25 protein-coding genes are annotated in these 23,602 nt (G+C 38.3%); 18 read left to right on the top strand and 7 right to left on the bottom strand.

What is annotated here, in order from left to right:
* Positions 1-10: 10 nt before the first annotated feature.
* Genes xseA through dapA form a run of 5 tightly spaced genes read left to right on the top strand, consistent with a single transcriptional unit; the run spans position 11 to position 4,970 of the window.
* Positions 11-1,348 (top strand): exodeoxyribonuclease VII large subunit, encoded by a 1,338-nt coding sequence (xseA, locus tag AAC026_RS10090; RefSeq protein WP_339697531.1) that lies wholly within the window; start codon positions 11-13, stop codon positions 1,346-1,348.
* A complete protein-coding gene (gene xseB / locus AAC026_RS10085) occupies positions 1,341-1,538 on the top strand; it encodes an exodeoxyribonuclease VII small subunit (RefSeq protein ID WP_339609953.1) in 198 nt (65 codons plus the stop codon). Before xseA ends, xseB begins: the two co-directional genes overlap by 8 nt.
* A gap of 17 nt (positions 1,539-1,555) precedes the next feature.
* The gene (gene ligA, locus AAC026_RS10080; RefSeq protein ID WP_339697529.1) at positions 1,556-3,610 is read left to right on the top strand and encodes an NAD-dependent DNA ligase LigA; all 2,055 of its coding nucleotides are present in this window, start codon (positions 1,556-1,558) and stop codon (positions 3,608-3,610) included.
* Positions 3,610-4,104 carry a hypothetical protein gene (locus AAC026_RS10075; RefSeq protein ID WP_339697527.1) on the top strand — a complete coding sequence of 165 codons (495 nt, stop codon included), beginning with the start codon at positions 3,610-3,612 and terminating at the stop codon, positions 4,102-4,104. The genes ligA and AAC026_RS10075 overlap by 1 nt, the downstream gene beginning before the upstream one ends.
* A gap of 5 nt (positions 4,105-4,109) precedes the next feature.
* Positions 4,110-4,970, top strand: a complete 861-nt coding sequence (gene dapA / locus AAC026_RS10070) for a 4-hydroxy-tetrahydrodipicolinate synthase (RefSeq protein ID WP_339697525.1) — start codon at positions 4,110-4,112, stop codon at positions 4,968-4,970.
* Positions 4,971-5,043: 73 nt separating this feature from the next.
* Here dapA and AAC026_RS10065 read toward each other — a convergent pair whose 3' ends face one another.
* Together AAC026_RS10065 and AAC026_RS10060 are read right to left on the bottom strand one after the other, a co-directional pair.
* Positions 5,044-5,220: a hypothetical protein gene (locus tag AAC026_RS10065; protein ID WP_053224355.1), complete on the bottom strand. Its 177-nt coding sequence runs from the start codon at positions 5,218-5,220 to the stop codon at positions 5,044-5,046.
* Positions 5,221-5,318: 98 nt separating this feature from the next.
* Positions 5,319-6,569 (bottom strand): aminotransferase class I/II-fold pyridoxal phosphate-dependent enzyme, encoded by a 1,251-nt coding sequence (locus AAC026_RS10060; RefSeq protein WP_339697523.1) that lies wholly within the window; start codon positions 6,567-6,569, stop codon positions 5,319-5,321.
* Between the two features lie 165 nt (positions 6,570-6,734).
* On the opposite strand from AAC026_RS10060, the gene AAC026_RS10055 reads away from it, so the two are divergent.
* The 4 genes from AAC026_RS10055 to cls all read left to right on the top strand — a co-directional run bounded on the left by AAC026_RS10055 (position 6,735) and on the right by cls (position 11,604).
* Positions 6,735-8,225 (top strand): acetyl-CoA carboxylase biotin carboxylase subunit, encoded by a 1,491-nt coding sequence (locus AAC026_RS10055; RefSeq protein WP_339698009.1) that lies wholly within the window; start codon positions 6,735-6,737, stop codon positions 8,223-8,225.
* Between the two features lie 5 nt (positions 8,226-8,230).
* A complete protein-coding gene (locus AAC026_RS10050; protein WP_339697521.1) occupies positions 8,231-9,529 on the top strand; it encodes a DUF1015 domain-containing protein in 1,299 nt (432 codons plus the stop codon).
* A complete protein-coding gene (locus AAC026_RS10045) occupies positions 9,495-10,061 on the top strand; it encodes a Maf family nucleotide pyrophosphatase (protein ID WP_339697519.1) in 567 nt (188 codons plus the stop codon). Before AAC026_RS10050 ends, AAC026_RS10045 begins: the two co-directional genes overlap by 35 nt.
* A gap of 85 nt (positions 10,062-10,146) precedes the next feature.
* Positions 10,147-11,604 (top strand): cardiolipin synthase, encoded by a 1,458-nt coding sequence (cls, locus tag AAC026_RS10040; protein ID WP_339697517.1) that lies wholly within the window; start codon positions 10,147-10,149, stop codon positions 11,602-11,604.
* Here the strand turns inward: cls and AAC026_RS10035 are convergent.
* The gene (locus AAC026_RS10035; RefSeq protein ID WP_339697515.1) at positions 11,601-12,365 is read right to left on the bottom strand and encodes a MerR family transcriptional regulator; all 765 of its coding nucleotides are present in this window, start codon (positions 12,363-12,365) and stop codon (positions 11,601-11,603) included. The two genes, cls and AAC026_RS10035, sit on opposite strands and share 4 nt — an antisense overlap.
* Positions 12,366-12,513: 148 nt before the next feature.
* On the opposite strand from AAC026_RS10035, the gene AAC026_RS10030 reads away from it, so the two are divergent.
* From AAC026_RS10030 to AAC026_RS10010, 5 genes are all read left to right on the top strand, one after another.
* Positions 12,514-14,322 carry an acyl-CoA dehydrogenase gene (locus AAC026_RS10030; RefSeq protein WP_339697513.1) on the top strand — a complete coding sequence of 603 codons (1,809 nt, stop codon included), beginning with the start codon at positions 12,514-12,516 and terminating at the stop codon, positions 14,320-14,322.
* Positions 14,323-14,460: 138 nt separating this feature from the next.
* Positions 14,461-15,033, top strand: a complete 573-nt coding sequence (locus AAC026_RS10025) for a hypothetical protein (protein ID WP_339697511.1) — start codon at positions 14,461-14,463, stop codon at positions 15,031-15,033.
* 300 nt (positions 15,034-15,333) lie between these two features.
* A complete protein-coding gene (locus tag AAC026_RS10020) occupies positions 15,334-16,578 on the top strand; it encodes an ectonucleotide pyrophosphatase/phosphodiesterase (RefSeq protein WP_339697509.1) in 1,245 nt (414 codons plus the stop codon).
* Positions 16,579-16,619: 41 nt separating this feature from the next.
* Entirely contained in the window at positions 16,620-17,171 is a 552-nt protein-coding gene (locus AAC026_RS10015) for a hypothetical protein (RefSeq protein ID WP_339697507.1), read from the top strand.
* A gap of 80 nt (positions 17,172-17,251) precedes the next feature.
* On the top strand, positions 17,252-18,304 hold the full coding sequence (locus tag AAC026_RS10010) for an aromatic ring-hydroxylating dioxygenase subunit alpha (RefSeq protein WP_339697505.1): 1,053 nt from the start codon (positions 17,252-17,254) through the stop codon (positions 18,302-18,304).
* Between the two features lie 6 nt (positions 18,305-18,310).
* On the opposite strand, the gene AAC026_RS10005 is transcribed toward AAC026_RS10010, so the two are convergent.
* From AAC026_RS10005 to AAC026_RS09995, 3 genes are all read right to left on the bottom strand, one after another.
* Positions 18,311-18,838 carry a hypothetical protein gene (locus AAC026_RS10005; RefSeq protein WP_339697503.1) on the bottom strand — a complete coding sequence of 176 codons (528 nt, stop codon included), beginning with the start codon at positions 18,836-18,838 and terminating at the stop codon, positions 18,311-18,313.
* Between the two features lie 94 nt (positions 18,839-18,932).
* Positions 18,933-19,403, bottom strand: a complete 471-nt coding sequence (locus tag AAC026_RS10000; protein ID WP_339697501.1) for a DinB family protein — start codon at positions 19,401-19,403, stop codon at positions 18,933-18,935.
* A gap of 26 nt (positions 19,404-19,429) precedes the next feature.
* The gene (locus AAC026_RS09995; RefSeq protein WP_339697499.1) at positions 19,430-20,137 is read right to left on the bottom strand and encodes an SDR family oxidoreductase; all 708 of its coding nucleotides are present in this window, start codon (positions 20,135-20,137) and stop codon (positions 19,430-19,432) included.
* Between the two features lie 153 nt (positions 20,138-20,290).
* On the opposite strand from AAC026_RS09995, the gene AAC026_RS09990 reads away from it, so the two are divergent.
* Both AAC026_RS09990 and AAC026_RS09985 read left to right on the top strand, forming a co-directional pair.
* Complete coding sequence (locus AAC026_RS09990; RefSeq protein WP_339697497.1) at positions 20,291-21,025, top strand: ABC transporter permease; 735 nt, start codon at positions 20,291-20,293, stop codon at positions 21,023-21,025.
* Entirely contained in the window at positions 21,022-21,771 is a 750-nt protein-coding gene (locus tag AAC026_RS09985) for an ATP-binding cassette domain-containing protein (RefSeq protein ID WP_339697495.1), read from the top strand. The genes AAC026_RS09990 and AAC026_RS09985 overlap by 4 nt, the downstream gene beginning before the upstream one ends.
* Before the next feature lie 23 nt (positions 21,772-21,794).
* On the opposite strand, the gene AAC026_RS09980 is transcribed toward AAC026_RS09985, so the two are convergent.
* A complete protein-coding gene (locus tag AAC026_RS09980) occupies positions 21,795-22,460 on the bottom strand; it encodes an RNA polymerase sigma factor (RefSeq protein WP_339697493.1) in 666 nt (221 codons plus the stop codon).
* Between the two features lie 103 nt (positions 22,461-22,563).
* Between AAC026_RS09980 and AAC026_RS09975 the strand changes: the two genes are divergently transcribed.
* Together AAC026_RS09975 and AAC026_RS09970 are read left to right on the top strand one after the other, a co-directional pair.
* Entirely contained in the window at positions 22,564-22,980 is a 417-nt protein-coding gene (locus AAC026_RS09975) for a hypothetical protein (RefSeq protein WP_339697491.1), read from the top strand.
* Positions 22,981-23,149: 169 nt separating this feature from the next.
* On the top strand, positions 23,150-23,584 hold the full coding sequence (locus tag AAC026_RS09970) for an Rrf2 family transcriptional regulator (RefSeq protein ID WP_339697489.1): 435 nt from the start codon (positions 23,150-23,152) through the stop codon (positions 23,582-23,584).
* The last annotated feature ends 18 nt before the right edge of the window (positions 23,585-23,602 follow it).

Raw genomic sequence — 23,602 nt, 5'->3', positions numbered from 1 at the left:
TTAAACCCATTTGATCAAGAATGGCATTGATGTAATTTGCGCTATGACTCACCTCTCTCTTTTTGAGTTAACCAGCCTCATCAAATCAGAACTCGAGAAAAATCTCGAACCCTCCTACTGGGTTATTGCTGAAATCAGCGAAATGAGACTAAACCCAAAAGGTCATTGCTATATGGAACTGGTTGATAAAGAAGGCCAGTATGTAACTTCTAAAATCAGAGCAAACATTTGGGCCTACACTTACCGTAATCTTAGTGCTTGGTTCGAATCCATTACTAAAACACCGCTTCAAGCAGGCATAAAAGTACTGCTCAATGTTCAAGTACAGTACCATGAACTGTACGGAATGAGCCTGAACATAAAAGATTTAGACCCTAATTTCACTCTTGGAGAACGCGCCAGAAAACGGCAAGAGGTAATTCAGAAGCTTCAAGACGAAGGCGTTTTTGACATCAATAAAGAACTTGCTCTGCCTTCAGTTCCTCAGCGCATAGCCATCATCAGTTCCGAAACGGCTGCTGGTTATGGAGATTTCAAAAATCAAATTGAGCAAAACACCAGTGGCTACTCTTTCAAAGTAAAACTATTCCAATCGCTAATGCAGGGCGATCAAGCACCCAAAACTATCATTTCGGCCTTACATCAAATCAATGATCAGATCGATGAGTTCGACTTGGTGGTAATCATTCGTGGTGGAGGGTCTCAGGTAGATTTAGATTGTTTTGACGATTATGAGCTTGCCTCTCATATTGCTCAATTCCCGCTCCCTATTATTACAGGAATTGGCCACGAACGTGATGAAACGATTGCCGACTTAGTAGCCAATACTCAAATGAAAACACCCACTGCCGTGGCTGAATTTCTTATTTCAGGAATAGAACGTTTTGACGATAGCCTCAATGAAATCATTTACCGGTTAGAAAAAGCAGGCAAGCAGGCTATTCAAAGCTCTACTCATGAAATGACTCACTTAGTGTATAATTTACAGTCAGCTACAAAAGGCATTGTTCACCGATCAGAAAATAGGTTGACGCAAGAAAAGCTCAGGTTAAAATACGCTACCAATGAATTTCTAAAGTCAGAAAATAGAAAAGTAGATCACTTTAAAAACCCATTGAACAGGGCTATAAATCAGCGATTAAAAGTTGCAGAAAAAAAATTGGAAGGTTTAGAAAAACAACTCAATTTACTAGACCCAAAGTCGGTTCTAAAAAGAGGTTATTCCATCTCACTTATCAATGGTAAATTTATTTCGGAGGAACAAAAAATTGAAGCAGGCGAAGAATTGGAAACCTTAACTGCTCACTACAGAATCAAAAGTACAGTAAAATCAGTCAACAATGAGTAAGAAGAAATTGACCTACAAAGAGTCGTTAGATAGAATTGAAACAATTGTGGATATCATTGAAAATCAGCAACCTGATATCGATGATTTATCTAATTTGGTAAAAGAAGCCACTCTACTGATAAAAGACTGTAAACTACGTTTAAAAAACACAGAAGAGACACTCACCAGCTCATTAGAAAACCTTGAATGATCTTTAATAACACACCTATGACTACCGATCAAGCTCAAGAACAAATCAAACAACTGACCGATCAAATCAATTACCACAGTGATTTGTACTATCAAAAAAGCACTTCTGAAATTTCAGATTTCGATTTTGATCAACTTTTGGTAAAGCTAGCCGCGCTAGAGGCTGAATTCCCCGAACTAAAATCAGAAGATTCTCCTACTCAAAGGGTTGGCGGCACCATTACCAAAGAGTTTGATACTGTGATCCATAAATACCCAATGCTTTCTTTGGGCAATACTTACTCAGAAGAAGACCTTATTGAGTTCGATAAACGAGTAGCTAAAGGCTTGGAAGGTCAAGAGTACGAATATTTCTGTGAACTCAAGTTTGACGGTGTCGCGCTTAGCTTAACCTATGAAAACGGAGTCTTGAAAAGAGCTGTTACCAGAGGTGATGGTACTCAAGGCGATGACATCACTACAAATGCGAAAACCATACGTTCCATCCCTTTAAAACTAAAGGGTAATGTACCAGCAGAGTTTGAAGTAAGAGGAGAAGCCTTCTTCCCTATCAAAGAATTTCAACGGGTAAATTCCGAACGGGAAAGTATTGGTTTAGACTTATTGGCTAACCCAAGAAATGCAGCCTCTGGAACGCTCAAAATGCAAGACTCTTCAGTGGTGGCTCAGCGTAGGCTCGATTGTTTCCTATATTATCTACTGGGTGAAAACCTCGGCTATAGCACACATTCAGAATGCATGAATGCTGTTGAAAGCTGGGGATTTAATGTCTCTCCTACCTATCGAAAATGTGGTTCTATTCAAGATGTACTGGCTTATATTCACGAATGGGAAGAAAAAAGGCATTCATTACCAGTAGAAACGGATGGTATTGTCATAAAAGTCAATGATTTAAATCAGCAAGATCAATTAGGCTTTACCGCTAAAAGTCCACGTTGGGCAATATCATATAAATACAAAGCTGAAAGTGCTGCTACAGTTCTAGAAAGCATTTCTTATCAAGTAGGCCGAACTGGCTCCGTTACTCCAGTAGCAAACCTAAAGCCTGTACTTTTAGCTGGAACCACCGTTAAAAGAGCTTCGCTTCACAATGCAGATCAGATTGAAAAACTTGATTTACGTATTGGAGATACAGTTTTCGTAGAAAAAGGTGGTGAAATAATACCTAAAGTAACCGCTGTTAACCTCCCTTTAAGAAAAGCTGACAGTCAACCTATTACCTATATTACCAATTGCCCCGAATGTGACACTCCTTTAGTGAGGCAAGAGGGCGAAGCGAACCATTACTGCCCAAATACAGTGGCCTGTCCTCCACAAGTTTTAGGTAGAATTGAACACTTTATTCAGCGAAAAGCAGTAGATATTGATTCGCTTGGACCAGAAACTATAAGGGGCCTACTCCAAAATAATTTAATTGAAAACTATGCCGATTTGTATAGTCTGACATTTGATCAACTAAACGGTTTAGAATTCCGTACTTTCTCAGATAAAAAAGGAGATTATACCGTTAGAAGCCTTCGAGATAAGTCTGCTGGAAACATAATTAAGGCAATAGAAGCATCTAAACAAGTACCTTTTGAACGCGTTCTATTTGGTTTAGGAATTCGCTTTGTAGGCAAAACGGTTGCGGAAAAATTAGCCTCTCATTTTCAAAATATTGACGCTTTAGCGCAAGCAAGTTTTGAAAACCTAATCGCAGTAGACGAAATTGGCGACCGAATTGCCTATAGTGTAATTGAGTTTTTTCAGAACGAAGAACATATAAAAACCATTGAGAAATTAAAGCAAGCTGGAGTTCAGTTAGAAACGGATCAGTCGCAAATACTAGCGCCAGAAAGCAATATTTTTGAGGAAAAGACTTTTGTTATTTCGGGAGTTTTCACTCAGTTTTCTAGAGATGAACTTCAAGAGAAAATTAAAGCAAATGGAGGGAAATTAGTTTCTTCTATTAGTAAAAAGTTGGATTATTTAGTTGCAGGAGACAAAATGGGACCATCCAAACTTGAGAAGGCTACCACCCTTGGAATTAAAATAATTTCGGAAGAAGAATTTATTCAAATGATCAATAATTGATGTCGTTATTCGAAAAATCATCAACCCACAATAGAAACTCTCGAGGTAGTTTCAAGTTGTTTTCAGAATCAGTAAAAATAGGAATACTATACTCTTGGGAAGACAACCAGAAAGAGAAGTCTATTCGTGAATTTGTAGCATCAATAGGTAATGAAAAATCAGTCAGCTTTTTATGTTTCAACCCAATAAAGAAAATTCAGCCGGCCACAGAAAATCCTACATTCAGTAAAGCTGATTTCAATTTTTTTGGGAAAATGCAATCGCAGGCTGCTCTTTCATTTATAGAAGAGCCTTTCGATTACTTATTTCATCTCGATTTTGAAATCAACCCTTTGATCAAACCCATACTTACAAAATCAAAAGCCAACTGGAAAGTAGGTTGCCATTCTGACGATGGAGAAGGGATATACGACTTAATGATAAAAATCAATAAAAGTGCAGGTTTGAAGAACTTATCAGACCAAATGCTTATTTATGTAAACGCATTGAAGTAAAGAATATGAAAGCATTAAAAGGTACGGGGGTGGCTCTTGTCACACCGTTTAACGAAGACTTAAGTATTGATTTTGATGGGCTTTTGAAGCTCTTAGAACATACAGCCAAAGGAGTAGATTATTATGTTGTTCAGGGCACCACTGGTGAATCTGCTACTACAACTTCAGCAGAAAAAGCTGAGATACTCTCATTTATAAAGCAAAATAATAAAGCGAAACTCCCTATTGTTTATGGCATTGGTGGAAACAATACGCAGTCAGTTTTAGAGAATATTAAATCCACCGATTTAGAAGGTGTATGTGCTATTCTTTCGGTAAGCCCTTATTATAACAAGCCAAGTCAAGAAGGAATTTATCAGCATTTTAAAATGATTGCAGACGCTTCACCCGTTCCTGTAATTTTATATAATGTACCTGGAAGAACGCAGTCGAATATATCAGCAAACACTACATTACGTTTGGCTGAACATAAAAATATTGTTGCAATCAAGGAAGCTTCTGGCGATTTAACTCAGTGTATGGCCATTTCAAAAGATGCTCCGGAAGACTTTTTATTAATTTCTGGTGACGATTTATTGACAACTCCGATGATGTCATTTGGTGCGGTTGGAGTTATTTCTGTATTGGCAAATGCCTTTCCAGAAACCTTTAAACGCCTAACAAAAGCAGCGCTTTCGAATGATTTTGAGGCTTCATCTCAAGCTACTTTTGAACTGATTGACATTAATCCACTGATGTATGCTGAAAGCAATCCTGTAGGAGTAAAGCATGTACTTGAGGTCTTTGGTGTTTGCAAAAATTACGTGCGAATGCCTCTATTACCCGCCTCTGATGAGCTTAAAACAAAGATTCAGGCGTTATTGTAACCAACCTTACTTGCAAAAATAAAGGCCAGTCGAATGACTGGCCTTTATTTTTATTTCTCAAAAGATATAATTATTATCCTTGGTTCTTAATGTTTTGAACATCAATACGAATTTCTTGAGCTAAGTTCTTAAGGTCTTGCATCCCTTTTCTAACTCTAGTACCCGCAGCTTGATTTTTTTTGTCGTAGAACTTTTCGAAATCACCCTCTAAAGAGTCAATTAAGTTTTTTACTTCGCTAAATCTGCTCATATTATTTGTGCTTTTAAGGTTGTTGAAAAATGTTTGTTTGGATAGCAATTTAAATCAAAATACTCTATTTGCAACAGTCAGGGCACTTTTTTTTAACATTACTCACCAAAGGCTGCGGCCAACTCGGCATTTTTATACTCACCGCTAGTTAACTTACCCTTAATTGCCTCAAATGCAGCAATAGTTTCGTTTACATCTTCCATACTGTGTGATGCGGTTGGAATTAATCTTAAAATGATCATTCCTTTAGGCACAACTGGATATATAACTACCGAACAGAAGATATTAAAATTCTCCCTTAAGTCTTTACTGAGCGATGCCGCCTCACCAACAGTTCCATTCAAAACCACTGGCGTAACACATGATTTAGTAGTACCAATGCTAAAGCCTTTTTCTTGCAACCCACCCTGAAGTGCATTAACTATTTTCCAAAGCTTTTCTTTATGTTGAGGCTCATTTTTTATGATCTCCAATCTTTTCAGACCACCAATCACAAATGGCATAGGTAATGCCTTTGCAAAAATCTGAGACCTCATATTATACTTAAGGTAATGGATGATTTGCTTATCTCCTGCTACAAATGCACCAACTGCAGCCATTGATTTGGCAAAAGTTGAGAAGTACAAATCTACCTCATCTACACAGTTCAAATGTTCGTGAGTTCCTGCTCCTGTAGCTCCCATAGTACCAAAACCATGCGCATCATCCACAAACAGTCTAAAATCAAACTTAGATTTTAAGGCAGCAATCTCGTTCAATGAACCAAGATTACCAGTCATCCCAAACACACCTTCAGTGATTACTAAAATTCCACCACCGGTTTCTTTAGTCAAGCGTGTAGCTCTTTCAAGTTGTTTTTCAAGATTTTGGATGTCGTTATGAGGAAATACAAATCGCTTTCCCATATGTAATCTTACACCATCAATAATACAGGCATGAGATTCACCATCATAAACTATAACATCCTTACGGTCTACAAGCGCATCTATAATTGACAATACACCTTGATATCCATAATTCAGTAAATAACCAGACTCTTTGCCCACAAAACTGGCCAAACTCTGCTCTAGTTCTTCATGATAATCTGTATTACCAGACATCATTCTTGCGCCCATTGGATAGGCTAATCCCCAATCTGCAGCAGCTTTAGCATCTGCTTCTCTAACTTCAGGTAAGTTTCCTAGGCCTAAATAGTTATTCAAACTCCATGTAAGGACTTCCTTGCCCATAAACTTCATTCGCGGAGCAATTTCACCTTCCAATTTTGGGAACGTAAAGTACCCTTCTGATATCTCTGAGTGCTTCCCTAATGGGCCGTTGTCAGCAAGTAATTTTTCAAATAGATCCAATTCCTTTAGACTTTAAGTTGATTAACCTAGGTAATAAACGAAGGTGCAAATGTAATACTATAAACGCCATTTATCAAAAAACCACATGTATATATCACAAGAGCAAACTTAGATTTTAGCAGATTATTAATTAGCATTGTACGGAAAATTTTGAAGGGAATGGAAATCAGGAAAATACAGAAAATTCTAGTAGCCAATCGCGGTGAAATTGCCATTAGGGTAATGAAAACTGCCCGCGAAATGGGAATTAAAACCGTAGCCATATATAGCGATGCAGACAGTCTCTCTCCGCATGTAAGTTATGCGGATGAAGCCGTAAATGTAGGCCCCCCTCCTTCTGCTCAGTCTTATTTAATGGCAGATAAGATCATTAAAACCTGTAAAGAACTGTCTGTAGATGCCGTACACCCAGGTTATGGTTTCCTTTCTGAAAACGCCTCATTTGCCAAAACCATTGAAGAAAATGGCATATTATTTATTGGCCCGTCTGTAAAAGCCATAGAGGTAATGGGTGACAAACTCTCTGCAAAAGAAGCGGTGGCAGAGTACGATGTTCCCATGGTACCTGGTGTTAACCATGCCGTAACTGACCCAGAAGAGGCCAGAAAAATTGCAGAACAAGTAGGTTACCCTGTTTTAATTAAAGCCAGCGCAGGTGGTGGCGGTAAAGGTATGCGGGTTGTTGAAAACCCAGAAGAACTGGAAGAGCAGATGAAAAGAGCCATCAGCGAAGCACAGTCTGCTTTTGGTAATGGCGCTGTTTTCGTTGAAAAGTTTATTACTTCGCCCCGTCATATCGAAATACAGGTTTTGGGCGATAAGCACGGAAACTTGGTTTATCTTTTTGAACGCGAATGCTCTATTCAGAGAAGACATCAAAAGGTAATTGAAGAAGCCCCCTCAGCTGTTCTTACCCCAGAAAAGAGAAAAGCCATGGGAGAAGCAGCATTGGGCGTTGCTCGATCATGTGACTATTACAGTGCGGGTACGGTGGAATTTATTGTAGATGAAAACCTAGATTTCTTCTTCCTAGAAATGAATACACGTTTACAGGTAGAGCACCCTGTTACCGAAGAAATCACAGGTGTAGATCTGGTAAAAGAACAAATTCTAATTGCAGAAGGCCACCCATTAAGCTTCAAACAAGAAGATCTCAAAATAAAAGGACATTCATTAGAAGTAAGGGTTTATGCTGAAGACCCCACCAATAATTTCCTTCCAGACATTGGGTATCTAAGTACATACAAAAGACCCGAAGGCCCAGGTGTTAGAGTAGACGATGGTTTTGAGGAAGGAATGGACATACCTATCTATTATGACCCAATGATCTCCAAACTCATTACTTCCGGAAAAGATCGTAACGAAGCCATTGAACGAATGGTGAAGGCCATACAGGAGTATGAAATAACAGGGTTTAAAACCACATTGAATTTCTGTGAATTTGCCATAAAACATGAAGCATTTACTTCAGGGAAGTTCGACACCAAGTTTGTGGAGAGGTACTATAAGCCTGAGTTGCTTCAAGAAGTAAATCCAGAGCACCATGACATTGCATTGGTTTTAGCAGCCTTAGTTGTTGAAGAAAAAAGCGACAGCAACCTCAAAGTAAGAAGCAATGGCACTTCAAGTAACTGGAAACTCAGAGTACGCGATTAATCATTATGGCAAGAATCAAACCTTTTCGCGCTTGGCGATATAACCGTGATTTATCAACGAAAATTGAAGATTTAGCCTCTCCTCTATTCGATGTTGTTTCAAAACAGCAAAGGGAATCACTCTACACCAACCCTTATAATAGCATCCATATCAGTGTGCCTCGAAACATTGATGAACAGAAAAAAACGGTTGACAAATGGAAAGTAGAAGGTATTATTGAACAAGATCAAATACCTGGTATTTATGTTTACTATCAACATTTCACATTACCAGGAAGCAAACGCCAATACACTAGAAAGGGCTTTGTATGTTTTATTGATGCTACCGACTGGAACAGTGTTGACTCTGATATATTGAGACATGAAAACACTATGCCTCATTCTGTGAACGATAGAATAGAAATTTTAGCGCAAAGTCAAATGAATATAAGTCCTACACATGGGCTTTACTTTGATCCAGAATTCACTTTGGAACAATACATGGATGAGAGTATGAAAAACCCTATTTACGATAGGGAAGATTACCAAGGCGTTCGTGATGTATTAAGCGTTATCCATGATTTTGAAGTCATTAAAAAGTTTGTAGCTAAACTGAAAGATCAGCAAGTAATTTTGGCTGATGGTCATCACAGATATGAAGGCTCTTTGCTTTACAAGCAGCGAATGCAAGCTGCAAACCCAAACCATACGGGCAATGAGGCATATAACTTTCATTTAATGTATCTCACCAATGCTGAGGCTGATGATTTGAGAATTCTACCTACCCATAGGTTACTCTCTGGCTTAAAAAATTTCAACAAGGAAGAGCTACTCAACAAACTTTCTGAAGACTTTATCATTAAGCCACTTGATAACCCTAATGATGTAAATGAAATCATATTGGGTAAAAAATGGGCCTTTGGTTTGTTGTTTGGAAAAGAAGCCGTGAAAGTAAGGCTGAATCCTGAAAGGATTGTTGAACTCAAATGGAACTTTCCCCAAGTAGTTAAAGACCTAGACCTTACAGTAATGCACTACTTCATTATAGAAAAAGCATTAGGAATTCTAGGTAAAAACCAACGCAGTTCAGAACATATTTCCTTTGAGAGAAACTTCTCAAACTGTTTAGAAAAAACCATTACTGGGGAAGTTGATTTTGCCATTATTACACAAGACATCAGTATGGAAGACGTGAAAAATGTCTGTCATTCTGGTTACACATTACCGCAGAAATCAACCTATTTCTACCCCAAAGTAATTAGTGGCTATTTATTCGGATCAATTAAGGAAGATGAATTTACCTTACCATTTGATATTGGCTTCTAAATCACCCCGAAGACAAGAACTGCTTCGATCTTTGGAAGTGGATTTTGAAATCAGAACGAAAGAGGTAGATGAGTCTTTTCCTGCAACAATACCTGTAAACGGAGTAGCTGAGTACTTAGCAGTTAAGAAATCACAGGCTTTTGAAGATTTGAAAGGTAGCGAATTGGTCATTACTTCCGATACCACAGTACTAAACGATGGCCAAATCTTAAACAAAGCCGAAAATGCTCAAGAGGCATTTGAAATGATTCAGTCGCTTTCTGGCAAAACCCACCAAGTTATTACTGGCGTCTGTCTTCGTTCTTCCAATAAAAAAGTGAGCTTTTCAGAAACTACTAAAGTCACTTTCCGAAAATTAGAAAAGGCAGAAATCGAGCATTACATCCAAAACTACAAGCCTTTTGACAAAGCTGGAGCCTATGGCATACAAGAATGGATTGGAATGGTAGGGATTGAGAAAATTGAAGGTGACTTTTATAATGTAATGGGCTTGCCTCTGCATAAATTATACAAGCATCTTTTGAGTTTTTAACTTCATCAAACAATCCTTTAAAAACTGTTTGAAATCAATTCTGAACATTATTAACTAGCAAAGGGTTAAATCACTAATTTTAATCATGCTTGATTTTTGGTTCACGCTTTCACCTTTTCTCTTAGGCTTATATTATCTGGCTATTTTCATTGTAGTTATTAATATCCTGCTTGAAAACCGAAATCCGCTAAAAACCCACTCTTACCTTTTACTGCTATTATTGCTACCTGTTTTAGGTTTAATCATCTATCTCTTTTTTGGGCAGCACATCAGAAAACGAAGAATTTTCTCTAAAAACCAGCTGATCAACTCTGCGTTTGGCCAAAAATATATCGATGAATACCTTACACTTGAAAATGTAACCCCTATTCATAAAGCTTTAGTCAGTGAGCAATTTGATAAGCTAATTCGCTTTCTAAGCCGCGATCTTTCACCTCTTTCTCAAAACAACAAAGTCACCTTATTAAAAAACGGAGAAGAGAAGTTTCCTGCCTTATTGGAAGCTTTAAACAAAGCAGAAAACCACATTCATATTGAGTATTATATTTTCACTGATGACGAAATTGGAATACAGATCAGTGAGGCTTTAATGGCTAAAGCAAAGCAAGGTGTTCAGGTAAGAATGATAGTAGATGGTGTTGGAAGTCTGGCATTGCGCAAACTTTACTTTGAAAACATGAAGGCCGCAGGGGTAGAAATATATGAGTTTATGCCAGTGCTTTTTCCCTCCTTCACTAGTAAAATCAATTACCGTAACCATAGAAAAGTGGTTATTATTGATGGAATCACCAGTTTCACCGGAGGAATAAATGTTGATGATCGCTACGTAAACAATGGTAAGTACCCAACTTACTGGCGCGACACTCATATTAAACTTGAAGGCACAGCTGTAAAAACGCTTCAATTTCTTTTTATTCTCAATTGGCAATTCGTTTCCAAGCAGCCATGGCGCCCTACTGAAAAACACTTCCCTAAAACAGAGCCTTCATTTGGCTCTAGCTACGTTCAAGTAAATGCGAGCGGCCCCGATTGGGATTTGGCCAGTATTATGGACTCATTCTGTTTGGCAATAAACTCTGCTAGGAATAGCCTCAAAATTGCCACTCCGTACTTTATACCGAATGAAAGTATAATGAATGGAATCACTACCTCTGCCAAAAGTGGGGTTTCGGTAGAAATAATGATTCCCTATACTTCCGACTCATGGATTGTTCAAGCAGCCTCTATGTCTTTTATGAAACAACTTTTACGGGCTGGCATAAAGGTTTACCTCTATAAAAAAGGCTTTCTTCATTCAAAAACGCTAACGGTAGACAACTCCATCTCAGTTGTAGGGTCGGCCAATATGGACCACCGTAGCTTTGATTTAAATCACGAAGTAAACACCTACATTTACGACCCAGCAATAGCCCGTCAGCTGAATGAGAATTTTGATGCAGACAAAGCTGATTGCATTTTATTGAATGCTCAAGATTGGCGAGAACGTAGCATTAAACAAAAACTACTTGAATCGATATGTAGATTACTTGCTCCTCTGCTTTAATCCTCAGTTTTTATCCCATTGTCGCAGAAAACTTGAATCGCGCTATTGAGGAAAACAGCTAAGCCATCCTTACAAGACTCGTAATAAACCCTAAATCGCTCATCTTCTACATACATTTGTCCTAAACACCTATAAAGGTCTGCTTCAACTTTGTAAAATTTATTTAAGTGCTTAAAATGTTCTCCAACTACCTTTTGAACTTCACTTGATGCGGGGTTCAAATGCATTAGGTTGGCCAACCAACGATTGATTTCATCCGCCTCTTGTTTGGTATCAGCCCATTCCGTCTTACTCATTTTACGAATATTGCTCTCGGATTCTTCCAACTTGCTCTTCCCCCATCGATCAACTACCTCTTGTCTAATTTGCGGAACTTCCTCTTTAGAAAACCCAGCGTACATTTCTTCATCTGAAATCATGTCATTCTTACTTTTAAGTGTTTGAATAGTTTTATCAATGGTTTCCAACAGTTTCACAAACCTTTCAGATCGCCTTAAAAGTGCCTCACGATGCTGTTCCAGAGACTCCATCAAATCAAAATCTGGTCGATCTAAAATTTGCTTTATCTCCTCTAAAGGAAAATCGAGTTCTTTATAAAACAGAATTTGTTGTAGTCTATAAAGTTCTGCTTTTCCATAGTAGCGATACCCTGATTCTGAACGCTCTGCTGGTTTCAGAATCCCTATTGCATCGTAATAATGCAAGGTTTTAGCAGTTACACCTGCTAGCTTAGAAAGTTGTTTGACTGAATACTTTACCATTATGATTTCAAATAAAGGCTATGACCTAAGGTAAGAGTCAAGCAAAAATTAAGATATTTTTAACAATCTCAAATCCACTCTATCCAGAGAGCTTTTGTTACGCCCCCTTTGTTCGTTTTGGTTATATTGAAGAACAAATCAATATACCATGCCTAATCCATCACAGTATACTAACCTGAACACCATCAAGTTTTTAATGTACAATGTACATCAAGCAGAAAAGCTTCTTGAAACCAACCGTTATGCTGCTTACGACAAGTCATCTATAGATCTTCTGTTAGATTCGATAAAAACCTTCTGTGATAAAAGCCTCCATCCTTTTATTAAAGAAATGGATGAAAAGCCTTCCTCATTCGCAAATGGAGCAATAACGATTCATCCACAGTTCGGAAATATTTTAAAAGAATCTGGAGAAATGGGATTGGTCGCTGCCATGTTCGAAGAAAAGGATGGCGGTTTACAACTGCCGAATATCGTTTTTCATACGCTCTATTTTATGATGGAGGCCGCCAATAACCATGTTACGGGTTACTTAGGTTTAACTGTGGGTGCTGCCAATCTTATTGCTTCTTTCGGAAGCGACCTGTTGAAAGAAACCTATGTGCCAAAAATGATGTCGCTAGAATGGACAGGCACCATGTGTCTGACCGAACCGCAAGCGGGATCCTCATTATCCGATGTAAAAACAACCGCCAGCCTTCAGGAAGATGGCACCTATAAAATCAACGGTCAAAAAATCTTCATTTCATCGGGCGACCATCAGTTTGCAGAAAACATTATTCATTTGGTATTGGCCAGAACTGAAGGATCTCCTTCGGGCACAAAAGGTGTTTCTCTTTTTGTAGTGCCAAAGAAAAGGGTAGCCGCTGATGGTAGTTTTGGTGATCAGCAGGTGATTGTGGCCGGAGAATTTGAGAAACTGGGGCAACGGGGCTATTGTACCTCGCATTTAGTTTTTGAAGACAGCATTGGCCATATGATTGGAGAAGAAAATCAAGGCTTAATTTACATGTTTCAAATGATGAATGAAGCCCGAATTGCAACAGGCAGAATGGGAGCAGGAATTGCTTCTGCAGCGTATTACGCTTCACTTCAATATGCCAAAGAAAGGCCTCAAGGTAGAAGATTAACTTCTTCTGGCAAAAAAGATTTAGACGAAGAACAAACCTTAATCATCAATCATCCAGATGTAAAACGGATGTTGCTCTTTCAAAAGGCAATTGTTGAAGGCTCTTTAAGCCTAGTAATGCAGGCTGCGCATTATGTGGATTTGGAACATATTTCTGAAGGAGAAGAAAAGGAACGCTATAATTTACTACTGGAACTACTTACGCCTATTGCTAAAACCTATCCTTCAGAAAAAGGGCTTGAAGCAGTAAGTACAGGATTGCAAGTACTTGGCGGTTATGGTTTTTGCATGGACTTCATTCTTCAGCAATACTACCGAGACATCCGAATTATCTCCATTTACGAAGGAACAACAGGCATTCAGTCTCTTGATTTACTAGGTCGAAAAGTGGGACTGAAAAATGGGAAAGTACTCGGATGGCTAGCCCAAGAAATTCAATCCACAATTAAAGAAGCCAGCGCACATGATTCGCTTCAATCCAATATTAGGGTTTTGGGCGAAAGTCTTAATTCAGTTCAACAAGTTTTAGGAGTTTTGATGCCTCATGCCCAAAGTGGTAACTTCGAACGTTATTTGGCCGATGCCACAGCTTTTATGGATATATTCGGAACTGTAGTGATGGGTTGGCAATGGCTTAAAATTGGAGTTTCTGCACAAATCGCTTTAGATACAAACGATAGCACTTACGCCACTGATTTTTACGAAAGTAAACTCCATACGCTCCAATTTTTCTATAAATATGAAATGAGCCGCTGTAAAGGCCTCTCAAAAACCATTATGAATGAACTGGCCTTGACTGTTGATATGAAACTAAGTTACTTTGACTAAAGGCTCAACTACCCCCCCTATAAGCAAAATACAACAACTTAAAAAAACACTTGACTACATAAAAAGCCATTTTTATTAAATTAATATTCTGATTATAGTTGTAATTATACATGCACTATATCCATATATTACATAATAATGAAAAAGATAATACCCTACATATTATGTATTAGCTCACTTACATTAAGCAGTTCGAGCAACCCTTACCAAGTTTCAGACTTAGAGTGGCATGTTTTGAGGTATGGGATCAATGAAACTTTACCTCTTCACCCTAACTCAAAAGAGAGAATGTCTGTTCAAGATTTCTATCTGCTAGATGAGTTTGACGATATCCATTGGTACCTCAAAGACACTATTAAATTCTCTGAAAAAATTGAAGCCCAATATTTTGAACATAATCGATTCATGAATAAAAAAAAGTTGATGCTACCAGAAGCCAGTCAAGTAAAAATGATTACACCTTCTTCAATAGACTCAATTGCAGACGTAACGTCAGGGGGAAGCGGTTTTTGGGAATTATTTAATAAAACTTTTGAAAAAGCTGGGTACTTAGAGATTACACGTCCAAAAATCTCAATTAATCAGACAGACGCCTTTTTCTGCTACGGATACTCGTATGGTAGTCGTCAAGGTGAACGCCTTAAAATTTGGCTAAAGAAAAAAAACAGCAACTGGTTTTTATACAGAAAAGAACTCATATCAACTCAATAACATGATTTGCTGTTACTTTTGACTAACCTCTCTATAAAGTGCAAATGCCTTATCTAAACACTTAAAAGTCAAAAGAAAGCAGCAAAGGCTAAATTGCTGTGGTAAACACCAAAAGCGTGTAAATAGTACAAAGTTGATTCTCTAGTTCAACCATTAAATTAGATAGCTTACTATACTTTGCGTAATCAAAAAACCGATTAAATAGTATCGCAGCCAGTCCAAAATATTAATCAAAAAGTAACAGTTTCTTTCTACAACTCTAAAAGAGAGTTGCTAGCTTTACACCCAATAACTGGTGTTATGAAGAAGTATTTCGAACTCATTCTATTAATTGTAGTCCTTACTTTTGTATCCATCGCTAAGGTGAATCAAACCAGTGAGGAGCCGCCTTATGTTATCATGATTTCCTTTGATGGCTTTAGACATGATTACGTAGAAAAGTATGATGCCCCTAATTTTAAGAAGTTTATAGAATCAGGCGTTTCTGCCGAAGCTATGCTTCCCTCATTCCCTAGTAAAACCTTCCCAAACCATTACAGTCTGGTCACTGGACTTTACCCTGGAAACCACGGTTTGGTAGATAATAACTTTTACGATCGGCAACTTGATTTGCAATACAGCATTGGTAACCGTAAAGTAGTAGAAAACCCAGCTTTCTATGGGGGTCTACCCCTGTGGCAATTGGTGCAAAAAAACGGAATGAAATCGGCTTCTTATTTTTGGGTGGGCTCAGAAGCCCCTATCGCGGGTAGTTTTCCTGACTATTATGAAATCTATGATGGAAAAGTAAAAAATGAAGACCGAATTTCAACTGTTATGGAATGGCTAAAATTACCTAAAGTTGAACGCCCAAATTACATTTCATTATACTTTTCTATAGTGGACGATCAGGGTCATGCCAATGGTCCAAATGGCGCTAAAGAATCTGTTTTAGAAGCTGATCGACTTTTGGGTTTAATCATGCAGCAACTCAAACAAATAGACTTACCAGTAAACGTGATTGTCACTTCCGATCACGGAATGAACGAAGTAGCCAATACAGAAGAAAGTTTGATTAACGTTGATAAAGTACTGGAAGGAATAAATAAAGCTGATTATAGGTTTGTTAATAGCGGAACTCTCGCTCACATTTATATCAACGACCACTCGAAAATTGACCAAATATATAAGGCTATTAAAGAGAAAGAAAAGAACTTCAATGTCTTCAAAAAAGAAGACTTCCCTAAAAATTGGAATTATCAAAATTCGCGAAGTGGCGAAATGATTTTAGTGGCCAATGCAGGTCACTCTTTGAGCTCGAAAAGCAACAGAGAAAGAATGATTGCCAGAGGCGGAGTACACGGGGAGCATGGCTTCGACCCTTATGTAACCGAGGACATGGCTACCATTTTCTACGCTAAAGGCCCAAATATTAAGCCTAATACCAAATTACCAAAATTCGAAAATATTCATGTTTACCCATTTGTAGCCCATATTTTAGGTATTAATGAGTTGCCTAAGATTGACGGAAAGTTGGAAGTATTGAAGAGTGCATACATAAAGTAAGAAATGTATATTTGGCTTTTTAATCAGACACCAAGTACGTAATGACGGAACAAGAAGCCAACGAACTCCTCACAAGTAAGATTCTTAATAAAAAACTGACCAGTATTAAAGTATACAATCACCACCAGCCCTACCCTTTTGTAGAAGAAAATGAGGCAGTGGTGGTTTCTGCTGCTGTAGCCTTCGTTTTTGAAGATGAACCGATTACTTTCTATTGGCATCTTGAAGACAGTATTTTTAATTTCTCTCTAGCTCAGGTAGAAGTAGATGAAGATTGGGATGATATTGAAATCACCAACATCGACACCTTCAAAGGTATGGAAGGCGATGTAGTGAGTGAAGTAACCATCAACTGGACTTACTTCCAGAAACTTGATGAGAATTTCGAAATCCTAGAAGAGAAACTCTATGTACCTCAAGAAATGGTTCTAAGCTTTTCTAACAGAAGTCAACTGCAAATTGCCTGCGTAGATTTCAACATCGACCCAGTTTCAAATGATCTCGTAAACCTCAGTTATCATATGAGTGGCGGTTTATTGGTGAGTGCTGTTCCCTATAAAGAAATAGCAGCACCAGTATATAACGACCTTTAGCGGCCTTCTTAAAATTTCTGCCCACTCTAAAAATAGATGCGGTTGATAATCATTATGTTTGTGGGTGCAGATCTGATTCAATGAGTACAGCAAAGTCAAAAAACTTACAGAACATCTGGTATGTAGCCTGCCATGGTAGCCTTTTGAAAAAAGGAAAGACCATTGAGAAGGAAATAGACAGTGAAAAAATTCTTTTGGGCAGAGATAAACAAGGGAAGGTTTTCGCGCTTCGCAACCAATGTCCGCACCGTGGTATTCCATTAACCTATGGCAATTTTGACGGCTGCGAAATTGAATGCTGTTATCATGGATGGAGGTTTAAAACAGACGGCACTTGCTCAAAAATACCTACGCTCCCTCCTTCTTCTAAATTAGATGTAACCAAAGTAAGAGCGCCTTATTATCCGCTGCGCGAAGTGCATGGGATTGTACTGATTTACTTACCCAAAGACATGCGCAAACCTGAGGATATGGACGAAAGTCTTTTCCCTCAATTCCCTTTAAAAGAAGAGGCGAGTTTCGATTTTGTTACCGCAAAACCTATGTCTTGCAGTCTAGATCATTCGGTAATTGGTTTGATTGATCCGGCACATGTTCCTTTTGTGCATCAATCTTGGTTCTTTAGAAAAAAGACCAATCTAAAGCTCAAGACAAAGAATTTTGCGCCTTCACACCTGGGTTTTAAGATGGTGCGACATGAACCTTCTAAAAACTCAGCGGCTTATAAAATCCTAAAGAAAGAGCAGACGACAGAAATCAGTTTTCAGTTACCAGGCATCAGAATTGAGCATATTAAAGTGGGCGAAAATGACATCGTCATTATGACAGCCCTGACTCCTGTGAATGAAAAACAGACAGAACTCATTCAGTTCATCTATACTGACATAAGCTGGTTCAAATACTTAAAGCCCATTTTTTATCGTTTTGCGAATACCTTTATTCAGCAGGATGTAGATGTGTTTGAAAAACTAAAGGAAGGCCTTCAGAACAATCCTCCACTAATGCTCATGGGCGACCCAGACATGCAGGCGAAATGGTACAATGCCATTCGAACCCGCTACGAAAAATGCCAAGAGGATAAAACCCCTTTCGAAAACCCAATCAAGCCACAAACTTTACAGTGGCAGACTTAAATACTTTTAAGGTTTGATTACCCTTTTAGGGATTGGAAACATCTGCTTTCTCCTTTCATTTTCATAACCAAAAAATTCATCACTATCTAAAAGCATACAAGACAGTGATAGTAAAGTCTCATCTACCAACGTAACTTCCCAATAATAGAAGTATCCAAAACCAAGAAAATCTCTTCTTCTGTCATACTTTGGTGGTGACATAACTTTAACAACTCGTTTGATTTGGCTTGTATTAAAAGTCAGGTCAAAATCACATTCTTTATATTGGTACTCCCAATTTGTAGTATCTATTACAAATGATGTACCCTTACTTGCTTGCAGATGGCGTATTGCTAAAATTAGTAGGGGTAATACATGGATCAAGCCCACCCAAGACCATGTGACTCCTACAACAAAAAGTAAATCTTTGTGATCAGTATTAAACCAATAAATAGCTATTAATGTGAATATCACAATGGCAGTTAATAGCTTCGCCAGTGGTACAATAAAATATTTTTTGCGCTTAGAGTCGCTTAGACTATAATTAACAATCATTTGTCACCATCTATAATTTACCACTGTGAATAAGCAACGTAGCACCCTTTTTAGTTAGAACACCAACAAGAGCAGCAGTAGCAAGCTTAAAACCCTAATCCCAAACCTGAGGTCTATCGACTTTTAGTTGTCGTAAATAGTTTAGCATTTGACCTGTATGAACAGACTCGTGGTAGGCAATTCTGTTCAAGTAATCTCCAAGTATTTTGCTTTGGCCCACTTCCTTTCGCTCAATTTTTATCTCCGACAAGTCCGACTCACCCAAGCCTTTAACCATGGCTATAAATCGATCGTGATATTCAGCAGCGATATCCAATTCATGCTTAACGTCAATGTATTCCAACCCTTCCCATGGAGACTTGTAATCGCCAAGGTTTCCTCTGTTCTCAATAATTCTATGAAAAAGATGTTCTCCTTCCAAAACATGACGGATCATTTCAATAATTGAAAAAGCTTCATTATCAGGCCTCCAGTTTAAATGCTCTTGCGGAATGCCCATCCAAACCTTTGTGCTCCTTCTTCTTATTTCAGAAAAATTAAGCAAAATCACATCTATGGCGTTCATTATATATTATTAAAAAGTGCGAAGTATTAAATATCTCCCAATTGCGGGCGTAAAATTATCTCTTCCACCACGGTATTTGGCGACAAGGCATGAGCGGCATAAATAGCATCAGCAATGTCTTCAGCTTTCATAAACCGTTCTACAGGAAGCTCTACTCCTTCCCAGCTTGATGTGTAAGTTGCTCCTGCTAAAATAGAAGTAACACGAACCCCATGAGGCTTCATTTCTTCACGCAAAGCTTTTGTAAAACCCAGTAAGGCAAACTTTGAAATAGAGTAACTTCCTCCATTGGCATAAGCTTGAATTCCAGCAATTGAGCCTGTAGTAAAAACATGCCCAGATTTACGTTCCATCATTCCAGAAATCAAAACGCGTGTTAAGTGATACGCGCTGTACAGGTTTGTCTCAATCATCATTTCCAAATTCCCATCCTCCTCGTTGTGTACAGATCCAGGAATAAATGTACCAGTATTATTTAGCAACATATCTACAGGGCGGTCAAGAGATTTAACCACTTCTGCAAACTTAGCTACCTCATTTTTATTAGATAAATCGGCCTGAACAGCATATATTTCAATAAAAGGGAATCTCTCATTTATGTCTTCTATCAGTTGTTCAATATCTTTATGGTTACGTGCGCAAGTGATTATATCGAAACCCTCTTTGGCAAATCGCTCAATGGTCGCTCTCCCTATTCCCTTTGTCCCTCCAGTAATTACCGCTAGTTTTTTCATGTTTGAATAATTGTTTCAAAAATTTACGTTGTACCAATGGCTTGAAATTAGATGAATTTGTTCAATTAAGATGGGCAAGCCGAATCTTTTGTCTCAAGTTTTGTTATTTTACCACCCTATGAATTTAGTCACCCCGTTTGAAATGGTTTTTTAATGAAGAATCTCGGCAGATATTTAATATTTATAAACTCTCTTTTCAAAAATCGTGAGTCGTTCAAAACCTATGTTAAGCTTACGTTTGAAGAATGTATGCTTGTTGGTATTAACAGTATAGTGCTAGTGGGATTGGTTTCGCTCTTTATTGGAGCGGTATCTACCCTTCAAACGGCATATAATCTTGTCAACCCACTAATTCCTGATAGTGTTGTAGGGCTCGTGGTTAGAGACCTCACTATTTTAGAATTAGCTCCAACAATTACCGCTATCATTTTCGCTGGTAAAGTTGGGTCTAGCATTGCAGGAAACCTTGGTACCATGCGAATTACAGAGCAAATTGACGCGCTTGAGGTTATGGGCATCAACTCAGCCTCTTACCTAGTGCTACCCAAAATAGTAGGCACGCTTATCATGTATCCACTACTAGTAATTCTGGCAGGCGTTTTAGCCATTTTTGGAGGTTATTTAGCGGCAAAATTTGGAGGAGTAGTTTCCACAGCCAATTACTTCATGGGGTTAAAAATGGACTTCAATCAGTTCACGGTTTCTTTCGCATTAATAAAATCTGTCGTTTTTGGCTTTCTAGTTTCTTCCATATCTTCTTACATGGGTTTTTTCACCAAAGGAGGAGCCTTAGAAGTAGGTCAAGCCAGTACTCGGGCTGTAACCGTAAGTTGTATTGCCATTTTGTTCAGTGATTTCATCCTCGCACAATTGCTTTTAGTAAGATGATAGAAGTTAAGAATTTAGTAAAGTCGTTTGATGACAAGGTTGTCTTAGATGGTATTAGTACTACGTTTAATAAAGGAAAAACAAACCTGATCATAGGAGCTAGTGGATCTGGAAAAAGTGTAATGCTTAAAAACATTGTAGGCCTTTTTAAACCTGATTCTGGTGAAATTCTTTATAACGGACGTGATTTCATCAATGCTCATCGAGACTTGAAAACGGAAATAAGGAGAGAAATAGGAATGCTTTTTCAAGGAGGCGCACTTTTCGATTCAATGACTGTAGAGCAGAATGTCAAATTCCCATTGGATATTCTTACAGATATGCCTGAAGACGAAAAGCTCGACAGGGTTAACTTCTGCTTAAAACGGGTAAAATTAGAAGATACCAATAAGCGAATGCCCTCAGAAATTAGTGGTGGAATGCAAAAAAGAGTGGGGATTGCTCGGGCGATTGTGAACAGTTCACAGTATCTCTTTTGTGATGAACCCAACTCTGGATTAGACCCAATTACTTCGATCAAAATAGATCGTTTACTAGCGGAAATTACTGAGGAATATCAAATCACTACGGTGATCGTAACTCATGACATGAACTCAGTAATGGAAATCGGAGAGTACATTATGTTTCTAAGCAATAGTCGTAAACTCTGGGAAGGTAACAGTGATGAAATTATGCATTCTGGTGTTCAAGAACTTGACGAGTTTGTATTTGCCAACAAAATGATGCGCAAGTTTAGGGATCAATAGTCTTGGTTGGCCTACAGCCTAGACTAAATACGATCCATCACAAACTGTACGATTCTATCGCAACGGCTGTTCCCGAATTCAAAAGCTGATACATCTACGGATTGCTTAAATAATTCCTCTTTCAGCATCTTCTTGGCTCTGTGTAGCCGCACTTTCACATTGCTTTCTGTTAAATCAAGCGCGGCTGCAATTTCGGTATTGCTCATACCCTCCACTTGATGTAACATGAAAATCACCCTGTATTTCTCTGACAATTGGTCAATGGACTTCTCCACCATTAATCGGGTTTCGTGCTTAATTACATTCTTCTCAGGATTCATTTGTCCGTTATCTGGGAGTTGAATAATTCGACCAGACGCCTCCACCTGCTCGTCAATAAAAAAAATCCGTTTGTTCTTTCTAATTCTCTGCAATGCCTCATTCATCCCAATTCTTACCAACCAAGTTGAAAAAGCGGCATTGCCCCTAAATTGATCTAATTTTTCATAGGCTTTAAGGTAGGCCTCTTGCATTGCATCTTCCACGTCACTTTCAACAGTCATATAGCTCCGAATCACCCGATAAAGTGTTTGGTTATACCTGCGCATTAAGATTTCAAAGAGCTCCTTTTCACCGCTTAATATCCTCCTGATTACCTCCGTATCAGACATCTTCCCTACTGTAATTTCATTTAGTTTAATTGCTTCCATTCTAAGAGAGTTTGGGCATTAGATACATTGTTAAGCGTTTGGTTACAAAATCTGTAACCAAAATGCGACTTCATGATCTAACGAGAAAACAAATCCTAGAATCATGACAAATCAAGAAAACCTTATTTCATTATCAAAAGTACAACAGTTACTTAAGTTCACTTTTGGCTTAGTACCCATTGCTGCTGGAGTAGACAAGTTTCTAAATCTACTAACAGATTGGACCCAATACCTATCTACTGATATGGTTGACATGCTACCTTTTAGCGCTTCCACTTTTATGATGATTGTGGGCATAGTAGAAATAGGTGCTGGTATTTTGGTATTGACCAAAACAGAAATGGGCAGTTATGTAGTCGCTGCTTGGCTTGTTCTAATTGCGTTAAGCCTATTGCTCACTGGCAGTCATCTGGACGTGGCCGTACGCGATATTGTAATGGCCATTAGTGTGTTTTCATTGGCGAGAATCACCCGAATTATACAGGCTAGCGGCACAGTAAAAGGCCAGTCTGCTCAGTAAAATGCTTCAGTCTTCATTAGGTATACTATTACCCTAATGAAGACTGACTGATACATATTCATTCTGAAACCTTCATGAAAAAAAGTTGAAAGAAAGTTTCATTTTTAATTCGGATAAATTTGTCCGAATTAAAAACCTGACTTATCTTTGGACAGAAAATAAGTCAAGTATGTTCTCAAAAGCATGTGAATACGGAATTCGAGCAGTGATTTACATCGCACAAAAATCTCTTAATGAAGAGCGTGCGAGTTTGAAAGACATTACTGCGGAAATCGACTCTCCCGAAGCTTTCACTGCCAAAGTTTTACAACAGTTGGCCAAAGCAAAAATCATCAATTCAATAAAAGGCCCAAATGGTGGTTTTGAAATTGATAAAGATGAAATCGACTCTATAAAACTTAGCGAAATTGTGAACGCCCTAGATGGAGACAGTATTTATAAAGGCTGTGGTCTTGGTTTAAAAGTATGCAATGCCAACGAACCCTGCCCTGTTCACGATAAGTTCACTGCCATAAGAAGTGAATTGAGAAAAATGCTTGAAAACACAAGTCTTTTTGAGTTGGCCACGAGTTTAGAAACTGGTTTGACTTATTTGAAGCGTTAAAATTTACTCTATTAAAGG

It is taken from the genome of uncultured Roseivirga sp. (assembly GCF_963973945.1).
Classification (GTDB): Bacteria; Bacteroidota; Bacteroidia; order Cytophagales; family Cyclobacteriaceae; genus Roseivirga.
This window is presented reverse-complemented; position numbering and strand designations above follow the sequence as displayed.

Bases quoted from the DNA above. Each gene is read 5' to 3' on its own strand.
- xseB (WP_339609953.1), top strand. From the start codon at position 1,341: ATGAGTAAGAAGAAATTGACCTACAAAGAGTCGTTAGATAGAATTGAA.
- ligA (WP_339697529.1), top strand. From the start codon at position 1,556: ATGACTACCGATCAAGCTCAAGAACAAATCAAACAACTGACCGATCAA.
- AAC026_RS10075 (WP_339697527.1), top strand. From the start codon at position 3,610: ATGTCGTTATTCGAAAAATCATCAACCCACAATAGAAACTCTCGAGGT.
- dapA (WP_339697525.1), top strand. From the start codon at position 4,110: ATGAAAGCATTAAAAGGTACGGGGGTGGCTCTTGTCACACCGTTTAAC.
- AAC026_RS10065 (WP_053224355.1), bottom strand. From the start codon at position 5,220: ATGAGCAGATTTAGCGAAGTAAAAAACTTAATTGACTCTTTAGAGGGT.
- AAC026_RS10050 (WP_339697521.1), top strand. From the start codon at position 8,231: ATGGCAAGAATCAAACCTTTTCGCGCTTGGCGATATAACCGTGATTTA.
- AAC026_RS10045 (WP_339697519.1), top strand. From the start codon at position 9,495: ATGAATTTACCTTACCATTTGATATTGGCTTCTAAATCACCCCGAAGA.
- cls (WP_339697517.1), top strand. From the start codon at position 10,147: ATGCTTGATTTTTGGTTCACGCTTTCACCTTTTCTCTTAGGCTTATAT.
- AAC026_RS10035 (WP_339697515.1), bottom strand. From the start codon at position 12,365: ATGGTAAAGTATTCAGTCAAACAACTTTCTAAGCTAGCAGGTGTAACT.
- AAC026_RS10030 (WP_339697513.1), top strand. From the start codon at position 12,514: ATGCCTAATCCATCACAGTATACTAACCTGAACACCATCAAGTTTTTA.
- AAC026_RS10025 (WP_339697511.1), top strand. From the start codon at position 14,461: ATGAAAAAGATAATACCCTACATATTATGTATTAGCTCACTTACATTA.
- AAC026_RS10020 (WP_339697509.1), top strand. From the start codon at position 15,334: ATGAAGAAGTATTTCGAACTCATTCTATTAATTGTAGTCCTTACTTTT.
- AAC026_RS10015 (WP_339697507.1), top strand. From the start codon at position 16,620: ATGACGGAACAAGAAGCCAACGAACTCCTCACAAGTAAGATTCTTAAT.
- AAC026_RS10010 (WP_339697505.1), top strand. From the start codon at position 17,252: ATGAGTACAGCAAAGTCAAAAAACTTACAGAACATCTGGTATGTAGCC.
- AAC026_RS10005 (WP_339697503.1), bottom strand. From the start codon at position 18,838: ATGATTGTTAATTATAGTCTAAGCGACTCTAAGCGCAAAAAATATTTT.
- AAC026_RS10000 (WP_339697501.1), bottom strand. From the start codon at position 19,403: ATGAACGCCATAGATGTGATTTTGCTTAATTTTTCTGAAATAAGAAGA.
- AAC026_RS09995 (WP_339697499.1), bottom strand. From the start codon at position 20,137: ATGAAAAAACTAGCGGTAATTACTGGAGGGACAAAGGGAATAGGGAGA.
- AAC026_RS09990 (WP_339697497.1), top strand. From the start codon at position 20,291: ATGAAGAATCTCGGCAGATATTTAATATTTATAAACTCTCTTTTCAAA.
- AAC026_RS09985 (WP_339697495.1), top strand. From the start codon at position 21,022: ATGATAGAAGTTAAGAATTTAGTAAAGTCGTTTGATGACAAGGTTGTC.
- AAC026_RS09980 (WP_339697493.1), bottom strand. From the start codon at position 22,460: ATGGAAGCAATTAAACTAAATGAAATTACAGTAGGGAAGATGTCTGAT.
- AAC026_RS09975 (WP_339697491.1), top strand. From the start codon at position 22,564: ATGACAAATCAAGAAAACCTTATTTCATTATCAAAAGTACAACAGTTA.
- AAC026_RS09970 (WP_339697489.1), top strand. From the start codon at position 23,150: ATGTTCTCAAAAGCATGTGAATACGGAATTCGAGCAGTGATTTACATC.